Annotated in this window: 17 protein-coding genes and 1 tRNA gene; all 18 read left to right on the top strand. The window is 51.5% G+C overall.

The features are described from left to right. Positions 1-267 precede the first annotated feature (267 nt). Positions 268-4,806, top strand: coding sequence for a glutamate synthase large subunit (gene gltB / locus DC28_RS01750; RefSeq protein ID WP_037544901.1), 4,539 nt, complete (start codon positions 268-270; stop codon positions 4,804-4,806). Beyond that, positions 4,799-6,265 (top strand): glutamate synthase subunit beta, encoded by a 1,467-nt coding sequence (locus tag DC28_RS01745; protein WP_037544900.1) that lies wholly within the window; start codon positions 4,799-4,801, stop codon positions 6,263-6,265. Before gltB ends, DC28_RS01745 begins: the two co-directional genes overlap by 8 nt. A gap of 332 nt (positions 6,266-6,597) precedes the next feature. Continuing rightward, entirely contained in the window at positions 6,598-6,903 is a 306-nt protein-coding gene (gene rplU / locus DC28_RS01740; RefSeq protein ID WP_456242871.1) for a 50S ribosomal protein L21, read from the top strand. Positions 6,904-6,916: 13 nt separating this feature from the next. Then, on the top strand, positions 6,917-7,243 hold the full coding sequence (locus DC28_RS01735) for a ribosomal-processing cysteine protease Prp (protein WP_037544898.1): 327 nt from the start codon (positions 6,917-6,919) through the stop codon (positions 7,241-7,243). A 27-nt stretch (positions 7,244-7,270) separates the two neighbouring features. Further along, positions 7,271-7,531: a 50S ribosomal protein L27 gene (gene rpmA, locus DC28_RS01730; protein ID WP_037544897.1), complete on the top strand. Its 261-nt coding sequence runs from the start codon at positions 7,271-7,273 to the stop codon at positions 7,529-7,531. Between the two features lie 130 nt (positions 7,532-7,661). Beyond that, positions 7,662-8,798, top strand: coding sequence for a GTPase ObgE (gene obgE, locus DC28_RS01725; protein WP_052078337.1), 1,137 nt, complete (start codon positions 7,662-7,664; stop codon positions 8,796-8,798). Next, on the top strand, positions 8,792-9,406 hold the full coding sequence (gene nadD / locus DC28_RS01720) for a nicotinate (nicotinamide) nucleotide adenylyltransferase (protein ID WP_037544896.1): 615 nt from the start codon (positions 8,792-8,794) through the stop codon (positions 9,404-9,406). The genes obgE and nadD overlap by 7 nt, the downstream gene beginning before the upstream one ends. A 40-nt stretch (positions 9,407-9,446) precedes the next feature. Next, positions 9,447-10,007: a bis(5'-nucleosyl)-tetraphosphatase (symmetrical) YqeK gene (gene yqeK, locus DC28_RS01715; RefSeq protein WP_052078327.1), complete on the top strand. Its 561-nt coding sequence runs from the start codon at positions 9,447-9,449 to the stop codon at positions 10,005-10,007. Beyond that, positions 9,988-11,184 (top strand): LCP family protein, encoded by a 1,197-nt coding sequence (locus DC28_RS01710; RefSeq protein WP_037544895.1) that lies wholly within the window; start codon positions 9,988-9,990, stop codon positions 11,182-11,184. Before yqeK ends, DC28_RS01710 begins: the two co-directional genes overlap by 20 nt. Then, a complete protein-coding gene (rsfS, locus tag DC28_RS01705) occupies positions 11,165-11,545 on the top strand; it encodes a ribosome silencing factor (protein WP_238565743.1) in 381 nt (126 codons plus the stop codon). Before DC28_RS01710 ends, rsfS begins: the two co-directional genes overlap by 20 nt. Then, positions 11,542-12,408 carry a carboxylating nicotinate-nucleotide diphosphorylase gene (gene nadC / locus DC28_RS01700; RefSeq protein WP_052078326.1) on the top strand — a complete coding sequence of 289 codons (867 nt, stop codon included), beginning with the start codon at positions 11,542-11,544 and terminating at the stop codon, positions 12,406-12,408. The genes rsfS and nadC overlap by 4 nt, the downstream gene beginning before the upstream one ends. Before the next feature lie 37 nt (positions 12,409-12,445). Then, the gene (gene nadB / locus DC28_RS01695; RefSeq protein WP_037545133.1) at positions 12,446-14,026 is read left to right on the top strand and encodes an L-aspartate oxidase; all 1,581 of its coding nucleotides are present in this window, start codon (positions 12,446-12,448) and stop codon (positions 14,024-14,026) included. A 289-nt stretch (positions 14,027-14,315) separates the two neighbouring features. Beyond that, positions 14,316-14,615: a septation regulator SpoVG gene (gene spoVG / locus DC28_RS01690; protein WP_037544890.1), complete on the top strand. Its 300-nt coding sequence runs from the start codon at positions 14,316-14,318 to the stop codon at positions 14,613-14,615. 101 nt (positions 14,616-14,716) lie between these two features. Further along, positions 14,717-14,788, top strand: a tRNA-Gln gene (locus tag DC28_RS01685). Positions 14,789-14,812: 24 nt separating this feature from the next. Continuing rightward, positions 14,813-15,421: a 50S ribosomal protein L25 gene (locus tag DC28_RS01680; RefSeq protein WP_037544888.1), complete on the top strand. Its 609-nt coding sequence runs from the start codon at positions 14,813-14,815 to the stop codon at positions 15,419-15,421. Beyond that, entirely contained in the window at positions 15,405-16,064 is a 660-nt protein-coding gene (pth, locus tag DC28_RS01675; protein ID WP_052078325.1) for an aminoacyl-tRNA hydrolase, read from the top strand. Before DC28_RS01680 ends, pth begins: the two co-directional genes overlap by 17 nt. After that, positions 16,021-17,544, top strand: a complete 1,524-nt coding sequence (gene tilS, locus DC28_RS01670) for a tRNA lysidine(34) synthetase TilS (protein WP_037544886.1) — start codon at positions 16,021-16,023, stop codon at positions 17,542-17,544. Before pth ends, tilS begins: the two co-directional genes overlap by 44 nt. Continuing rightward, positions 17,541-19,415: an ATP-dependent zinc metalloprotease FtsH gene (gene ftsH, locus DC28_RS01665; protein ID WP_037544884.1), complete on the top strand. Its 1,875-nt coding sequence runs from the start codon at positions 17,541-17,543 to the stop codon at positions 19,413-19,415. Before tilS ends, ftsH begins: the two co-directional genes overlap by 4 nt. Positions 19,416-19,426: the final 11 nt, after the last annotated feature.

Below are 19,426 nucleotides of genomic sequence, written 5' to 3'. Positions count from 1 at the left end.
ATTCCTCTCGCGATTCCCCAGAGTTGGGGAGCGGCGGCTTCAAATACGGTCCCTGATGGTGAATTATTTTTGTTTCGCGTCGTCTTGGCATAAAAATTGCATATTTATCCATCCAGGGGATACGAACAAAGAGAAAGACCAGCATCTTACTACGGCGGTTTTGGGGGCAGAGGAACCTCTCCTCCATGGATACCGGAGATCCAGTCGCTGTATCTGAATACCAAGCCTTTGAAGATCCTGGACATCACTGTAACTAGAGGAGCAGCTATGGCGCTAAGACAACGTCCTAAAGAATATGGACTCTACAGTCCGGATTATGAACATGAAAACTGCGGAGTCGGGTTTGTCGCTCATATTAAGGGAGTGCAAAGCCGAAAGATCCTGGATGACGCCCGGGAAATCCTGGTCCGGATGACCCATCGAGGAGCCGTTGGGGCAGAAAAAAACACCGGTGATGGAGCTGGGATTTTAACAACCCTGCCGCACCGGTTTTTAGAAAAGGCTGCCAGAGAAGATCTGGGGCTTGAGCTTCCCGGAAGGGGACAGTATTCCGCAGGGGTGGTCTTTTTTCCCCAGGATGATGATCTTCGCCGGGGCTGCATTGCGGTGATGGAAAAAGCCATTTCGGACGAGGGTCTGACGCTCCTCGGGTGGAGGGAGCTGCCCCGGGATAATTCAATGATTGGACCATCGGCCTTGAGTGCTGAGCCTGTGATGAAGCAGGTTTTTATCGGGGCTGGTCAGCACATCGAACCCGGGGATTTTGAACGGGCATTGTATGTAATCCGGAAGCAGACCACCAACACCCTGCGGGGCTCCAAGGAGTATGATCCTGAGGATTTTTTCTACATCTGCAGCCTCTCAACCCGGGTTATGGTGTATAAGGGCATGCTGACACCCGAGCAGCTCTTCGCCTATTACTCTGATCTCCAAGACCCGGACTATACGAGTCACCTCGCTATGGTGCATAGCCGCTTTTCTACCAATACCTTTCCGAGTTGGGATAGGGCGCAGCCACTGCGGTTCATGAGTCATAACGGGGAGATTAATACCCTTCGTGGTAATGTGAATAAAATGCGGGGACGTGAGGGCAAACTGGCCAGCCCTGTTTTTGGTGATTCTATTACCCGGATTCTCCCGATCAACGAACCTGATCTTTCGGACTCTGGAAACTTCGATAACGTCCTTGAGTTGCTGCTTATGTCGGGTCGGGAGCTCCCGGAAGCCGTAATGATGATGGTTCCGGAAGCGTGGCAGCGCCATGAGCATATGCCGGCCAAAAAGCGGGCTATGTATGAATACTTCTCTAATCTCATGGAGCCGTGGGATGGTCCGGCATCGGTGGTTTTTTCCGATGGACGGTACATCGGCGCGGTGTTGGATAGGAATGGTTTGCGTCCCAGCCGCTACTATGTGACAGATGACGACCATGTTGTCATGGCAAGCGAGGTGGGGGTTCTGGATATTGATCCGGCACGGGTGGTTAAAAAAGGACGCCTTCAGCCGGGCCGGATGTTTTTGGTAAATTTTGAGCAGGGACGAATCGTCAGCGATGAGGAACTCAAAGAGACCTATTCCTCCGCTCGGCCCTATGAAGACTGGTTAGGAGAACAGCGGATAACCCTGGCGGATTTAGCGGTTCCAGGCATGGTTCCCGATCTTGACCGTACCTCCATCCTCCAGCGGATGAAGATGTTCGGATTTACCCTTGAACACCTGCGTGAGGTGTTAAAACCCATGGCAGAATTGGGTAAGGAGCCTCTGGGGTCCATGGGCAACGATACGCCCCTGGCGGTACTCTCTGATAAACCAAGACTTCTCTATGATTATTTTAAACAACTCTTTGCCCAGGTCACCAACCCTCCCATCGATTCCATCCGTGAATCGGTTATTATGAGTCTCAAGACCTACATCGGGCCCGAGGGGAACCTCCTGGATATTCAACCGGAGCATGCCCACCGGTTGATGTTGGAGCATCCTGTTCTCACGAATACCCAGCTCGCGCAGATAAAAACCATGGACCACCGGGGTTGGAAGGCCCAGACCATTGACATTACCTATTTGGTACAGTCCTCCGAGGAGGGCATGGTAGAGGCCCTGGACCGGATCTGCAGCGAGGCTGACGATGCTATTGCCAAGGGGTTTAGCGTAATCGTCCTTTCCGACCGGTCGGCAGGCGCCGAACGGATTCCCCTGAGTGCCCTGATGGCCACTGGTGCAGTACATCATCACTTAGTAAAAAACCATACCCGTACGCAGATCGGCATCGTACTTGAATCGGGGGAACCCAAGGAGGTTCACCATTTTTGTACCCTGGTCGGTTTTGGTGCTGATGCTGTTAATCCATACCTGGCCTTTGAGGCTATGTGGATGATGGATCAGGACGGACAGATTGAGGGAGAGATCAGCCGGCAGAAGATCGAGGAGGACTATCTCTCCGCCATCGAGTACGGGATGTTGAAAGTGTTCGGAAAAATGGGGATTTCAACCTTGGAAAGTTACAAGGGTGCCCAGATATTTGAGGCAGTGGGATTAGCATCTGAGGTGGTATCCCGCTGTTTTGCCGGCACCGCTTCCCGAATCGAGGGGGCCGGCTTTGCTGAATTAGAGTTCGAAGCATCCCGGCGGCATCACCTGGCCTTTCCGGAGGGCAACGAGCCCATTGGATCAGAGCTTCTGAATCCTGGGGACTATTCCTACCGCTATGGCGGGGAAAAGCACATGTGGGATCCTGAGTCTATCGCGAACCTTCAGATCGCGGTTCGCCAGGAGAGCCAGCATCATTATAACATCTTCTCCCAGCATCAAAACCAGAGATCCGTCGACCAGGCCACCCTCCGGGGTATGATGCGCTTTAAGCCGGGAACCCCAATCCCCCTGGATGAGGTTGAGTCTGCCGAGAGTATCATGAAACGCTTTGCTACCGGAGCCATGAGTTTTGGTTCCATTAGTCAGGAGGCCCATGAGACCCTGGCTATCGCCATGAACCGAATTGGCGGGAAATCCAATACCGGTGAGGGTGGAGAGATGCCTGAACGCTTTAAACCTCTGCCGAACGGAGATTCCAAGCGATCTGCCATTAAACAGGTCGCCTCTGGCCGGTTCGGGGTTACCATCGATTATCTGGTAAACGCTGATGAAATACAGATAAAGATGGCTCAGGGAGCCAAGCCGGGGGAAGGGGGAGAGCTTCCCGGCCATAAGGTATTTGAGGTAATTGCCAAAACCAGACACTCCACTCCCGGAGTAGGACTCATCAGTCCGCCTCCCCACCACGACATTTATTCGATTGAAGACCTGGCCCAGCTGATTTTCGATCTTAAAAACGCGAATCCCAAGGCTCGGATCAGTGTGAAGCTGGTTTCCGAGGTGGGGGTTGGTACCATTGCGGCCGGTGTTGCGAAGGCCCATGCGGATCACATCCTGGTTTCCGGCCATGACGGAGGTACCGGGGCCAGCCCCCTTACCGGTATTAAACACGCCGGACTTCCCTGGGAGTTGGGAATCAGCGAAACCCATCAAACCCTGGTGATGAATGATCTTCGAAGCCGGGTTGTGCTCCAGACCGACGGTCAGATTAAAACCGGAAGGGATGTGGTTATTGCTGCATTGTTAGGAGCGGAGGAATTCGGATTCGCCACCGGGGCCTTGATAACCGTGGGATGCATTATGATGCGGAAATGTCAAAAAAATACCTGCCCCGTGGGTGTCGCCACCCAGGATGAGCGCTTACGTGCGAAATTCACCGGCAAGCCTGAACATGTGGTCAACTATGTGCGGTTCATGGTAGAGGAAGCCCGGCAGTTAATGGCTGAGCTCGGATTCCGGACGATTGAAGAAATGGTAGGACGTACCGATATGCTTGAACCCGATGACAGCGTTTTACACTGGAAGAGCCGGGGTATAGACCTGTCTCGGATCCTTGCCCGGCCCCGGAACGACCTAGCCCCTTCGGGCAGCATTTGTTGTGTTCCCCAGGACCACGGAATCTCCGAAATACTGGATCGGGAGCTCATCCGCAGAGCAAAATCCACCCTGGATACCAAAACCCCGACACGCCTGGAGCTGCCGGTGAAAAACACCGACCGGGCAGTGGGAACCATGCTCTCCCACGAAATTGCATCCCGCTACGGCCTTGAGGGGCTCCCCCAGGACTGCCTTCATGTGAAGTTCACCGGTTCTGCCGGGCAGACATTCGCCGGGTGGTTATCCTCGGGCGTCCGGTTTGAGCTGGAAGGGGATGCCAACGACTACCTCGGTAAGGGACTTTCCGGCGGCGAGGTCATCGTGTACCCCCCCAAGGAGTCGGTGTTTACCCCGGAGGATAATATTATCATCGGAAACGTGGCCTTCTACGGAGCCATTACCGGACGGGCATTTATTCGCGGAACTGCAGCGGAGCGGTTTTGTGTTCGGAACTCAGGAGCTGAGGTGGTTATCGAGGGGGTCGGAGATCACGGATGTGAATACATGACCGGTGGTCGGGCTATTATTCTCGGTCAAACCGGAAGAAACTTCGGGGCAGGGATGTCCGGAGGGATTGGGTATGTCTGGGATTATAGGGGTGATTTCAAGGATCTGGTTAACCCGGAAATGATTACCCTGGGACCAGTTACCGGGGAGGATGAACAAGCCTACCTGGAGGCTATGATCCGAGAACACCTAATCCTCACGGGATCCACCCGGGCACAGTACATCCTCGATAATTGGAAAGAAGAACTGCCCCGTTTCGTACGGGTAATCGCTCCCGCGTTTCAGCACGTTCTTGATCAACAGAAATTACAGAAGGAGGCCATCCATGGGTAAACCCACCGGCTTTATGGAAATAGAACGGAAGAAGGTACAGTGGCGGGAACCCGCCGAAAGGGCTGGAGATTTCTCGGAATTCCAACAGGAATACGATGACAAGACCCGCCAGGACCAGGGAGCTCGCTGTATGGATTGTGGGGTTCCCTTCTGCCAGTCCAGTTACGGGTGTCCTATTCATAATCTCATTCCAGAATGGAACGACCTCATTTACCATGGAAAATGGGAAGAGGCCTATTACCGCCTGCGGAAAACGAACAACTTTCCCGAGTTCACCGGGCGGGTTTGTCCTGCTCCCTGTGAGTCGGCCTGTGTACTGGGGATTAATGAACCCGCAGTAACGATAAAGGATAACGAGGCTGCCATTATCGACCGGGCCTACGCCAGCGGTTTGGTAGTGCCCCGCCCGCCCAAAAAGCGGACCGGTAAACGGGTTGCCATCATCGGATCCGGGCCGGCTGGGTTGTCTGCCGCAGATGAGCTCAATCAAGCCGGGCATTCTGTCACCGTGTATGAACGGGAGGACCGGATCGGCGGCCTGCTCATGTACGGTATACCCAATATGAAACTGGACAAGGGATTGGTTTCCAAACGTATCAAGCTCATGGAGCAGGAGGGGGTGGAGTTTTGCCCGGGAACTGAGGTCGGGCGTACTGTTAGTACCGGTGACTTGGTAGAATCCTACGATGCAATTCTTGTTGCCACCGGAGCCACCAAGCCGCGGGATCTACCCGTTCCCGGAAGAGAGCTTCGGGGCGTTCATTTTGCCATGGAATTCCTTACCGAAAACACCCGGAGTCTACTTAATTCAAACCTGCAGGACGGAGCCTATATTTCTGCAGCTGGCAAGCGTGTGGTGGTCATCGGCGGGGGAGATACGGGTAATGACTGTATCGGAACCAGCGTCCGTCACGGGGCGGCCCAGGTAATCAACTTTGAGCTCATGCCTCAACCCGCATCGGAGCGAACCGACGAGTTCCCCTGGCCGACCTATCCCCGGTTACTTAAAAGTGATTATGGTCACCAGGAGGCACATAATGCCTATGGGGCGGATCCCCGACAGTGGTCGATTTTAACCAAGGAGTTCATCGGTAATGAAAGGGGTGAACTGAAGGGGATCAAAACTGTGCGCGTCCAGTGGAGTAAGGAGCCTGGGGAGCGACCCACATTTCAAGAGGTGCCCGGATCCGAGGAAGTCTGGGACGCTGATCTCGTCTTTCTTGCCATGGGGTTTCTTGGTCCGGAACAGGAACTACTTCAGGCCTTAGAATTGGAAGCGGATCAACGATCCAATGTGAAAGCTGAATACGGATCCTACCGTACCAGCCGCAAAAAGATTTTTGCTGCCGGTGATGCCCGTCGGGGCCAGAGCCTGGTTGTTTGGGCGATTAATGAAGGCCGGGGTGCGGCAAAAGAAATCGACACCGCACTCATGGGTAGTTCGAATCTTCCGGGGTAAGACGGGGTAGAAGTGCCCCGGGGGGAGGCTGTGCCAAATTACTGGACACTTCTTTACAAGTAATTTATAGTAGAGCGAGGTTTTTGCAAACCTGTGTTTTGCAACTACCATGCGCGGGACCGATGAAAATAAATCATTTCTGTGAAAAGATTTATTTTTTCCCATTTTTGCGCATGCCACGTGCAAAATTCATTTGTAATTGGTTATTGCCTCATGATAAATGAGACGACACTTCCTCGGTGGGAGCTTGACCTCTCCCGGAAAAGATGGTATTTGTTTACCTCAAAATATTTTGCATCTCAAAAGGATGAATAGGAACGATTATGTACGCAATGGTAGAGATTTTAGGCAAGCAGTATAAAGCTGAAAAGGGTGGCTTGCTGAAGGTAGATAAGATTGAAGCCGAAGAGGGAAAGGATCTGGACTTTGATACGGTTCTCCTTTTCCGCGGAGATGATTCAATCAAGGTCGGTGCGCCCTATGTAGAGGGTGCGAAGGTGACTGCAGTACTGGAAAAGCATGCCAAGGGCGACAAGGTTATCGTCTACAAGTACAAGCGCCGGAAAGATTACCAGCGGAAGCAGGGACATCGCCAGAACTACTCCTTTATCCGAATAAAGGAAGTAAGCCTGGCCTAGAGGCGTACGGGGCATGATTAACCTGGAACTTGAGTTTTCCCATGGAAAGCTTCAATGCATTAGTTCATCCGGTCATGCCCAACCCTATAATGGCGTGAGTATTCCCTGCGCTATTGTTTCTGCAGCACTAAAACACTTCGGGATGGCGGTGAGCGCCAGGTCCGGAGTGGAATTGCATGGAACGAGCAGGGGACCCGGCCATCTTGAAATTGAAATACGAGGGGTTGCTCCTTCATCAGAGGAGTGGTTCCAGGGGGCTGTGGATGTACTCTACAGCCTATTAATCGGCGCATCGAGTGAATTTCCCCAAGAGGTTCACTTGGATGAGATACACCGGTAACAGTACTATTGTGGTAGGAGAAGAACCATGGCACATAAAAAAGGTGGCGGTAGTTCCAAAAACGGCCGCGATTCAGAAAGTAAACGGTTAGGCGTAAAGCGATTTGGCGGACAGCTGGTGAAGGCTGGTGAGATTCTTGTCCGGCAGCGGGGAACAAAATTCCACCCCGGCGAGAATGTTGGCATAGGGAAGGATGATACCCTGTTTGCCACCACTGCCGGTGCGGTTGAGTTTAAAACCCGAAGGGGCAAAAAGCTCATCAACATCTCCCCTGTTGCAGCCCAATAGCGGGTACTAGACAATACCGGGCTGGGTTGATCAGCCCCTAGGACAAAACGCCGCGGATCCTTGAGTACTCAGGGTTTGTGGCGTTTTTTTTGCTGTTATACCCGTGTAGGGTATCTTATGGGAGAAAGTGGTGAATTCCTTTGTAGATGAATTAAAAATTACCGTAACCAGCGGAGACGGCGGACATGGCAGTGTTTCCTTCCGAAGAGAAAAATATGTACCCAAGGGAGGGCCGGACGGCGGGGACGGAGGCCGTGGCGGAGATATCATCTTTGAGGTCCGGCGTAACCTGAAGACGCTTACCCATCTACGCCCCAACAAGACCTATGCCGCGAAGAACGGCCAGCCCGGCATGGGAAGAAAAAAACACGGCTCGGACGGCCAGGATTTGATCATCCAGGTACCGCCCGGAACCCTGGTACGGGATAGCAGCAGCGGTGAGGTGCTCCTGGATTTGGTAGACGATACACGGATCGTGTTTTTGAAGGGCGGAATCGGTGGTCAGGGCAATAGCCATTTTGCGACTTCGCGGCGTCAGGCCCCGCGGTACGCTCAGGACGGGATGCCAGGAGAAACCCGGTCAGTACGATTGGAGTTAAACCTCATCGCCGACATAGGATTCGTTGGGTATCCCAATGCGGGTAAATCTAGCCTCCTACGGTTGATGACCGCCGCGAACCCCAAGATTGGAAACTACCCCTTTACTACAAAGATCCCCAACCTCGGGGTCCTCAACGTGTACAATGAAGATATTGTTCTGGCGGATATCCCCGGAATTATTGAGGGCGCCCATGACGGAGCCGGACTCGGTCTGCGCTTTCTAAAGCACATCGCACGCACCCGGGCACTGGCATTTATCATCGATGCGTCTGATCCCATGCCCATTGACAAGGCCTTTCAGAACCTCATGGTTGAACTAGGGGGATTCAATCCTGTTCTATTGGAAAAACCCCGGGTCATTCTCCTTAATAAGGTGGATATCCCGGAAGGACAGGAGGCGGCAGCTCAGGCTGCTGATCTTCTACCCGATGAAGATATCCTCAGCATAAGTGCTACCAGCCGTCTCCATCTGGACGAGGCGAGTAAAAAATTTCTTGCCCTAGCCCAATCAAAGGCTAGTTCCCAGGATAAGGAAACATCCCCGTCAATCCAGGCTCCCGGCTGGATGACTGAAACCGTTGAGCCAGAAACCCCAGAAGAAGAACCCGAGAAAAACTCAAGGCCTGCAAAGCTCCTAGCTGATATCCAGCAGGATTCTGAATGGTAAGGTATGCGCTCCTGGGTGGAAGTTTTGATCCCGTCCATATCGGGCACCTCTTCATAGCGGATACCGTCCTTCATGGGGTGGGACCGGAGTCTGTCATCTTCATGCCTGCCCAAGTCTCTCCCCATAAACAGGACCATAACCCCGTCGAAGCTCGTCACCGCCTAGAAATGTTGACCCTGGCGACCCGGGGAAACCGGCGTTTTGTGGTGTCCGATTCCGAGCTTCGTAGGGGCGGGCTCAGTTATACCTATGACACCGTGGTTGCATTGATGGCAGAACTAGGCTGCAGTCCCGGGGAAATCGGTCTGGTGGTCGGATATGATCTGGTAAAGGGACTACCGACCTGGTACAGGGCAGGGGAACTTTTTTCTCTTGTACGCTTGATTGTCCTTCGGAGACCAGGCATTATTTACACCAAGGAAGATGAGGAGAATCTTTTGGGGGGATTCATACGGGATCCTGATTGGATTATCCCCCTGGAAAACCCAGGCCTGGAAATATCATCTAGTATGATACGCCGGGCGATTCGAAGGGATGAGCCCTATCGATATCTTCTTCCAGAGGATGTGTATGATTATATACGAGAAAACTCGCTCTATTCGGTTTAGGAAGGTATCTCGCCTCCTACTCCAACGTTTACCCGGGCATGTGAGCCCCAGACGCTTCGAGCATATTCTTCGGGTCAGCGGTACAGCCCAAGAAATTGCAAAAAACCTGGGATGCTCCTTGGAAAAGGTGCGACTCGCCGCTCTCGGGCATGACCTGGCAAGGCAGTGGGACGGATCTAAATATATTCAATACCTGGAAGCCCGAGGGTTTTCGATACGGTACGAGTTCCGTGAACGCCCGATTTTACTCCACGGGCCGGTGGCAGCACAGATCTTAAAAGAGGAGTATAGAATCCACGATGAAGATATATTAGAGGCCGTACAGCATCACACCCTCGGAAAACCCGGTATGGGGCTGGTAGGTCGAATTCTCTATGTGGCGGATTACGTGGAACCGGGGAGAAAATACATAGACCAGGGCTTCTACCAACAGATCCTGGCTGAATCCTCCATCCACGGGATGGTACTAGGGGTGATCGAACATGCTCGGTCCCGGGGTAAAACAGTGAGTGGTCAGGCTCTTGATATGGAACAAGAGGCCCGGAACGCATATACCGATTCAACAAAAACGCAGGTGTCCTATGAAACCCAGGCTATTTGATCCAATCTATATCTTTATTGGGTTGATTGTACTCTCAGTGATTATGTTTGGAATCTTTCTCGGGGTAAAGCTCCAACAGGATCCCTTTTCAAGGACCTTGGAGAGCACCGAGAACGTAACGGTATTATTCGCCATCACCGATGAGAATAATATCGAACTTACCCAAGTGTTAATCTTCAACAAATCCAGCGGAAAGATGGCTCAAATTTCCATCCCCAATAATTTAGGCCAGATAATCAACCAACTAAACCGAGTTGACCGTGTAGGTGTGCTTTACGAAGAACAGGGCATTCAAGCCTACCGGGAGCTTCTCACCAAGTTTCTCGGAACACCAATCCACCATTATCTCATCATTGAAGAATCGGGGCTCTCCCGGTTCACCGATCTGGTAGGCGGGCTTCCGGTGTTCCTGGAACACAGTATAGATACCTGGGGAGAGGATGCGGATGACATCAACCGGATTCCCAATGGAAACGTGGTGCTGGACGGTGATAAGGTGCTTGATCTTCTGGGGTTCGTTCAGAGCGAGGAGCAGCCAGCGGAACGCACAAACCGCCAGTTCACCCTTACCCAAGGGTTTTTCCAGCGGCTGGGTACGAGCCATGAGTATTTTTCTCAGGGCGTGTTCCAGGAAATTATGGGCTCTCTCATCGAGTCCGATCTTGAGCTCTCTTCCATTGAAAAACTCTCGGAGTTCTTAGCGGAAGTAGATTACGAAACCCCGATAACCCAGCGAATCCTAGGAACAGAGCGGCTGGTACAGACCGGGGAGGGACAGCTATCACTGCTGTTTCCCCATTTTGAAGGCAAGTTAGTTCGAGATTCGGTAAATCAAATAAAAAAGAATCTTGAAACCCCCGATGAACTCTTTGCTGCTCAGGGAACCCTCCGGGTTGAGGTACTAAACGGTACCAGGATTAACGGTCTGGCAAGGCGTACCAGTGAGATGCTCCAAAACCAGGGGATAGAGGTCGTCGAGGTTGCTAATGCGGATCAACAGGATGTAGAGGAGACGCAAATCATTTACCATACTATAGAGGAGGCTGCCCAGCGTGTGGGGGCTATGATCCGGGGCGAAAATATAATTCCCGGTAGCGGAGAAAACGAAAACGCCGTTGATGTAACGGTGATATTAGGAAAGGATTTTGATGGTTGGTATGTTAGACCAGAAAACTAAATTGGAGCAGGCACAAATGACGGCCCAGTTCCTAAAAGAAAGCAATGCCGGCGATGTGAGTCTTATCGACTTAACCGGCCGAAGCAGTATCGCAGATTACTTCGTAATCGGTACGGTATCAAGTTTTGCAATGCTCAAGGGACTTGTACGGAATTTACAAGAATTTTTCTCAGAGCAGGACGTATACACCAGGGGCAGCACAAAACATCTGCGTGAAGATATTTGGACCCTCATTGATTGTGGTCACTTCCTGGTGCACCTCATGACGAAGGAGGCCCGGGATTTTTATGCCCTGGAGCGATTATGGTTCGAGGGACAATCCATCGATATTGATCCCCAGGATACAAAGCAGGACCAATGAGTATGCCAGACGATCCCTCGTTTCTACAGCGGCTTCTGGAACTATCCCTGGAAGAAGATCTCGATTCTGCCGGGGACATCACAACCCAGGCGGTTTTTTCCCAGCAGACCGGCGGGGCAAAAATCGTGGCCCGGGAGAGGGGCGTGCTTTCCGGTACCCGGGTTGTACAAGAGGTGTTTCATACGGTCGATCCCGGACTTACTCTCCGAATTCTACGGAATGATTCAGAAGCGGTTGAAGGGGGAGACTGCATAATTGAGGTGATTGGAAAAATCTCCTCAATCCTGACCGCTGAGCGCCTCGCGTTGAATTTTTTAGGCTACCTTAGCGGTGTCGCAACAAAAACCCGGCACTATCAAGAGATTTTATCTGCCGTGGGCGATACCCAAATACTTGACACTCGGAAAACCATTCCGGGCCTTCGGAGGCTTTCGAAACAGGCTGTTCGAGACGGCGGCGGGAGGAATCATCGCATGGGACTGTATGATATGGTCATGCTGAAAGACAACCACATTGATGCCGCCGGTGGTATTCGGAGGGCGGTGGATGCTGTGAGGCAGGTGTACGGAACAAAATTTCTCATAGAGGTTGAATGCCGATCTTTGGAGGATGTACAGCAAGCCCTTGATGCGGGGGCAGACTGGATTATGCTGGATAATATGAGCCCCCGGGATTGTGAGATGGCGCTGTCCCTTCGTCAGGACCGAGGAAGGGTTGTACCCTTTGAAGCCTCGGGTGATATGGATGAGGAAAAACTCCGGGTATTTGGCAGCCTTGGACTGGATTATATTTCTGCAGGAAAACTGACTCACTCGGTACAAACCATGAATTTTTCTCTGCAATTTACCGGTGCACTAGACTGAGGGGGGTGTGCCGGGTAAAACCGGTGAGGATGAAAAAATGGAAGATACGACAAGACGAAGCAATCTGTTAGTTATTGGATCGGGCCTCGCCGGGCTTTCGGCAGCGGTGGCTGCGGCAGAGCAGGGACTCACTGTGACCGTACTCTCTAAATCCGAAAATCTTACCGAGTCAAATACCCTCTACGCCCAGGGAGGTATTGTAGAAACCGGGATCGGCGATAGCCCCGACCTCCTCATTCGCGATATCATCGACGCCGGGTCAGGTCTGAACAACTCTAGGTCGGTGCGGATTCTGGCTGAGTCCGGTCCTGAACTCGTCGCAGATTATCTGGTACGCAAGGCTGAGGTACCCTTCGAGCGCGGAGAGGAAGGTGAGTTTGATCGTACCCGGGAGGGAGCCCACACGGTTCGGCGAATCCTCCATGTTAATGATCAGACGGGAAGAGCAATCCAGGAGCAGATGCTTGGGTATGCCAGGTCCTGCCCGGGAATAACCCTGCTCTCCGGGCATATCGCGGTGGATATAATTACCAATACCCACCATAGTACGGATTATCAACAACGGTACAAACGACACCGCGCCCTGGGTGCATACGTTTTGAATCAACAGACCGGTGAAATACGGCCTTTCTACGCAGAATCAACAGTCATAGCCACCGGAGGAATAGGCAATCTCTACCTCCATACCTCCAACCCTGAATCCGCTACCGGAGACGGCATCGCCATGGCCTACCGTGCTGGCTGTTCCATAATTAATGCTGAGTATGTCCAGTTCCATCCCACGGTGCTCTTCCACCGGGATGTGAAACGGTTTCTCATTACTGAAGCTCTACGCGGGGAAGGGGCGCGGCTGCTCAACACTAAAGGCGAGTATTTCATGGAGCGGTACCATCCCCGGCTGCGTGACCTTGCTCCCCGGGACGAGGTAGCACGAGCTATCTACCGAGAGATGGACGGATCAACCGGATATGTGTACCTGGATGCCCGGGATATCACCCATGTAAACATCGCCGATCGTTTTCCTGGCATATACGAGCAGTGTAAGGCCCTGGATATTGATATCGTAAATCAACCCATCCCCGTAGTGCCGGCTGCCCATTATTTCTGCGGGGGCATAAAGGTGGATGAACACAGTAAAACCGAGATCGACGGGCTGTATGTGGTTGGGGAGAGCAGCTGCACCGGTGTGCATGGGGCTAACCGTCTCGCATCGGTCAGTTTACTAGAAGCCCTGGTATTCGGAATCAGGGCAGGACATCATGCTGCAATCCAGCAAAAACCCCTACGGGATAACCTTATAGCATCCATCCCCGATTGGGTGTATCCGAAACAGCCCATTGATTTTGATCCCCTCCTCATCCAACATGATATGTTCACCCTGCAATCCACGATGTGGAACTATGTGGGAATAGTGCGGAGTAAACGTCGTTTAGACAGGGCCTTAGCCGATCTTAACTACTTTACCCATAGAATTGAAAAGTTTTATCAGGAAGCCAGGGCTGGGGAATCTATCTTGGCGCTTAGAAATGCCGTACTGGTCGGTACGCTCATCACTAAGGCAGCAGCCGGGAACCACCGATCCTTGGGCTGTCACTACCGAACGGATTCAATGCATTAAAATAATCCTTATCGGGCACATTGCATCAGGCATTCGCCTGTACTCTGGTGGAATAAAAGTAACTCATGATAAAAGAATGATTTATTTCTGGTACTCCAACGGAGGGGTCTTTCAAAACGGAGTTTTAACGGTACCTCATTTACTATAACTTTCTCTTTGTTAATCCATAGTTTATTTGACAGACGTGTAAAACGGCATATACTTTTACTATAACGCCTGTCAGAGGTGGTCACGCAAGTGCCGCAGCAGAGGCTGAAATTCGGTGCACCGAGTATGCAAGGAGCATGATATGCAGATCACAGATATCCGGATTCGGCGAGTGAATTCCGACGGTAAGCTCAAGGCGTATGTAACTGTTACCCTTGATGATTGCTTTGTGGTACACAATGTAAAAATTATCGAAGGGAAAAACGGGGTATTCATCGCCATGCCCTCCCGAAAAACGAAGAACGGTGACTATAAAGATATAGCCCACCCGATAAATTCCGATTTCAGGACCTCTTTACAAGATACTATTCTGAAGGCATATCAAGATTTGCCCGAGGATAGCGAGACGATAGAGGGTGATGATTTTCACGATTTCAGTTAGCATACCGAGGGTCTGAATCCGGCTTATTTCCCAGTTTTTTTTACTATTTCCATTTGACAATGCTCACGATTTTGGCTATGGTTTAGCACCACCAAGCATATTGGGACGTCGCCAAGCGGTAAGGCACCGGGTTTTGGTCCCGGCATGCGCAGGTTCGAATCCTGCCGTCCCAGCTACTATTTTATGGAGGATATTACATGGCAGTTAAAACCCTGAACGCACAGCTCCGGGATAAGAATGGTACCGGCGAAGCCCGGCGTCTGCGTGCTGCAGGCCTTATTCCCGCTGTTGTGTACGGCCACGAAAAACCAAAAAGTGTAACCATAGATGCCCAGGAATTTGAACGAGCATTTAAGCACATTTCTGAAAACGAAATCATTGAATTGACCATCGGAAAGAAGAAACACAGCGTCTTGATTCGTGATTACCAGGCGGACATTCTTAAAAACAAAATGGTTCACCTGGATTTTTATGAAATTGAAACGGGGAAAACCCTCAGAACTCATGTGCCCATCAAACTTAACGGAACCGCTAAGGGGGTTCGCGAGGGCGGAATCCTGGAGAACACCATTCATGAGCTCGAGGTTGAGTGTCTTCCCAAGGACCTGCCCGAGGTAGTTGAAATCGATATAACCACCCTCGATGCGGGACACGCCGTACACGTCGGTGATGTTAAACTAGGAAATGACATCCGGATTCTGAATGCACCCGAGCAGGTTATTGCATCCATCGGTCATGCTAAGGCCGTGATCACTGAAGAGACCGAGGAACAGGCAGCCGGAGAAGCTGTTGCTGAAGAAGAATAGCCCTTCCCCCGGTAAAACACTGGTAATCTTAGGACTCGGTAATCCGGGATCCCGCTATGACAAAACCCGGCATAATGCCGGGTTTTGGATTATTGATGCCTTGGCAGAGACGCTTTCCTGCAAACTGCGCCGGGTACCGTGTAAACCCCTATCTATAGGTCTTTCATATCCCGATGAAGGGGCCCGGTTTGCCAGAATTCTTATCGTTAAGCCCCAAACCTATATGAACCGCAGCGGTGATGTCATTCCGTGGGTACAATCCTTCTTGAGAACGGATCAGCCCCAGGATCACGAGCCGCCCAATATTGCCCAACAGGACACCATTTTTCTGGTGGTGGTGGATAATATGGATTTAGCACCGGGCAGAATCCGTATGAAAAGTAAGGGCGGCACTGCAGGCCACAATGGATTAAAATCTGTATCATCATTTTTAGGGAAGAATTTTATTCCTCTATACGTTGGTATTGGCAGACCCGGTCCCGGAGAAACGGTTATCGATTATGTCCTGGGGCAGCCCGATGAGCCGGAGATGTTCCGGTATGGGCAAGCAATAATCCATGCTGTAGAAGGAATCAAGCGTTTCATTAAGGAGCCTGAATATGGCCTCCACTATATTAACCGACCTACCGAGCTTCCTGAATAGGAAGCTGGATGAGTTTGGAATCAGTCCCGGAGCCACCCTTTTGCTGGGGTTCTCTGGGGGTAAAGATAGCACCGCCTTATTGGCATTGCTTGCCAGATTGACCCTTCCAGGGGGATGGGGCGGCAATGGGGAATCCCGCCCAAGGGGCCCCCATTCCACCTCTGGTTCTCCACGTATTAAGTTGATTGCCGTCAACATCCACCACCATTTACGTGAAGAGGATGAAATGGCTCACGAATTCGCCCTGGCTTCGCGCGTTTGTATTTCCCTGGGAGTCCCCCTGATTCGTGTCCATGGAAATCTCCTCAATCCAGGAACATCTCTGGTAGAGAAGGGGTATAGTACCGAAGAACGGGCCCGCCGGTTCCGGCTTTTCCATCTCAGACGGCTGCAGAAGGAACTCAACGCCGAAGCCGTCCTCCTGGGGCACCACCGTGATGATCAGCTTGAGACCATCCTGCATCAAATCTGTTCCGGTCGGTCATTCCATCGTATCGAGGGAATGCCTGAGTCAGCCCCTCCGGTTTTTCGCCCCTTGCTTCAAATACCCCAGAACCAGCTTCTGGCCTACCTCGATCAGGTATTTGGAGCGCACCACCGGATTTGGCATGAGGACAGCAGCAATGCTTCGTCGGAGTATCTGCGGAATCGGTTGAGACACGAGGCCCTGCCCCTGCTTCGAAGTCTGTACCCCGGCCTGGATAAGAATCTTCTACGGGGATTCGAAGGTTCTAAGCAAGATTATCAAACCTTAAAGATCCTGGAATCGGCATTCTTCCAGCGTTTCCCCTGGGAATATCACGCCTCGACTAGTTCTTGCCTGGGCTCAGTCTCTGCATTAGAAACAGGCGAGGCCGAGGTTCTTGGGGAATGGATTAAGAGGGGAATTGCCCTGCTGCATACCCGTCACCCCGGGAATCGAAAAGACGCGTTATACGGATATGGTGGCCCCCGGGGGTTACGGTTCTCCGGAGGATTTATCTCCTCTGCGGTCCAAAATCTCAAGGATGGAGCCCTAACCTCGGGTTACGGGATTGTCATCTACCGTGATAACCGGGAGGTGGTGATTAATCCTGAGCTTGCCCTGAAAAGCAAAAGAGGGTATCTTTGTGTACTGAAGAAGGGTGGTAGCTTTGAACGAAGACTGCCTTTGCCCGTAAAAACCCATGAGTTAGTGGTGCGCCAAAGCGGTGGGCTTCCCCCAGGAGATATACTACTGCGTTCTCCGCGGTTGGGTGAGTACTTCTTGTTACAGAATGGTATTAAAAAACCAATCTCCAAACTATGGCATGAGTATCATGTTCCTATGCGTTTACGGGGTTTCTGTATTATATTGGAGCAGGCAGGGGAGAAGACTGCAATTCTTGTGTTTCAGCAAGAGGAATCCCCCATGGTTATTCCGCTAAAAAAAAGAAATTCAGCGGCATCTGAACCTGATTTGGTTTTTCACATAGAGCCGCGGTATGGAGTTACACAGTGAGTGACAACAATCAGAATAAAAACAACGGTAATCAGGAACCGCGACAACCTAATTTTAATTTTAAGAACAATAGATTTGCATTGTTTCTGGTTATAGGGTTGTTTGGACTGTTTATTCTCATGTTTCTTCCCGGTACGGGTGGTATGGGTAGAGAAATACCCTATTCCCAGTTCCTGGCCTATCTTGAGCAAGGCGAGATAGCATCGGTAAAAATCATTGATTACCGAAAGATCGAGGGGCAATTAGCATCCCAGGAGGGAGAATACGGCCGGTTCATCAGTCGGATTCCCTACACAGATCAGACCCTCATTCCTCTTCTCAAAGAACAGGGCGTACGGTTTAGCGGTGAAGAAAGCCCCATCAGTCCCTTCGCGGTGATAATTCAGTTCCTACCCATACTCATTGGAATTGTATTTATATGGCTTTTGTTTCGCCAGGTTCAGGGTGGGGGAAATAAGGCCTTTACCTTTGGAAAAAGCAAGGCCAAGCGGTATGTGGATGTAAATAATGATAAGCGGATCAGCTTCGCCGATGTTGCCGGCCAAACCGAAGCGAAGTACGAACTCCAGGAGGTGGTGGAGTTCCTGAAAAATCCCGGACGGTTTACCCGAATGGGCGCGAAGATACCCAAAGGGGTATTATTGGTCGGTATGCCCGGAACCGGTAAAACCTTGTTAGCCAAGGCTACCGCCGGGGAGGCAGGCGTACCGTTTTTCCATATGAGCGGTTCGGATTTCGTGGAAATGTTTGTAGGTGTGGGTGCGAGCCGTGTGAGGGATCTGTTTGATCAGGGCCGGAAAAATGCCCCCTGTATTCTTTTTATCGACGAACTTGATGCTGTGGGCAGAACCCGGGGTGCTGGGTATGGCGGCGGACACGATGAACGGGAGCAGACCCTGAACCAGATGCTGGTAGAGATGGACGGGTTTGATACAAAAGACGGGGTCATTATGATCGCCGCCACCAACCGGCCTGATGTCTTGGATCCGGCGCTGCTACGCCCGGGCCGGTTTGATAGGCAAGTTGTCGTAGATATGCCGGATATGCAGGAGCGGGAGGCGATTTTAAAAATTCATGCCTCAAAAATCCCCCTTGGCAAATCGGTTGATTTGACTACAATTGCGAAAGCTACCCCCGGAGCATCTGGAGCGGATATTGCAAACCTCGTGAACGAATCGGCCCTCTATGCTGCTCGGAAAAACCGGGAGTATGTTGAGATGGAGGACTTCGAAGAGGCGCGAGATAAGATGCTCATGGGAGTTGCCCGTAAGTCAAAGGTTATCAGTGAAAAAGACAAGCTGGCGACGGCGTATCATGAGGCAGGTCATGCCCTGCTCCATTATTACCTTGACAATGCGGATCCCTTGCATAAGGTGAGCATAGTACCCCGAGGCAGGGCTCTGGGTGTTGCTATCAGTCTGCCCGATGAGGATAAGTACAGCCGTAACAAGGGCTGGCTGCAGGATAGGATTGTAATTGCCTACGGGGGGTATGTCGCCGAGGATCTGATGTACGGAGAAACCACCACTGGGACACAGAATGATTTAAAACAGGCTACTGATCTGGCAAGACGGATGGTCTGTGAATGGGGAATGAGCGATCTTGGTCCGGTTTCCTTCGGTCAGGAGGACGAACCCATTTTCCTCGGAAAAGAAATCGCAACCCATAAGGATTATTCCGAAGAGACTGCACAGCGTATTGATCAGCAGATTTCAAAAATCCTCAATGACGGATTAGCAAAAGCTAGGAAGATTATTGTCGACAATAAAGATAAATTGGAATCCCTGGCTCGTGCTCTCATGAGCCGAGAGACGCTTACTGATGTGGAGGTGCGTGAAGTTGTCGGTCTTGAAGAAAAAACACAGAAATAATCAGCTATCAC

The sequence above is a fragment of the Spirochaeta lutea genome (genome assembly GCF_000758165.1).
In the GTDB taxonomy this organism is placed as follows: domain Bacteria; phylum Spirochaetota; class Spirochaetia; order DSM-27196; family Salinispiraceae; genus Spirochaeta_D; species Spirochaeta_D lutea.
The sequence above is the reverse complement of the archived record's forward strand: the minus strand, read 5'-3'. Positions and strand labels throughout refer to the sequence as shown.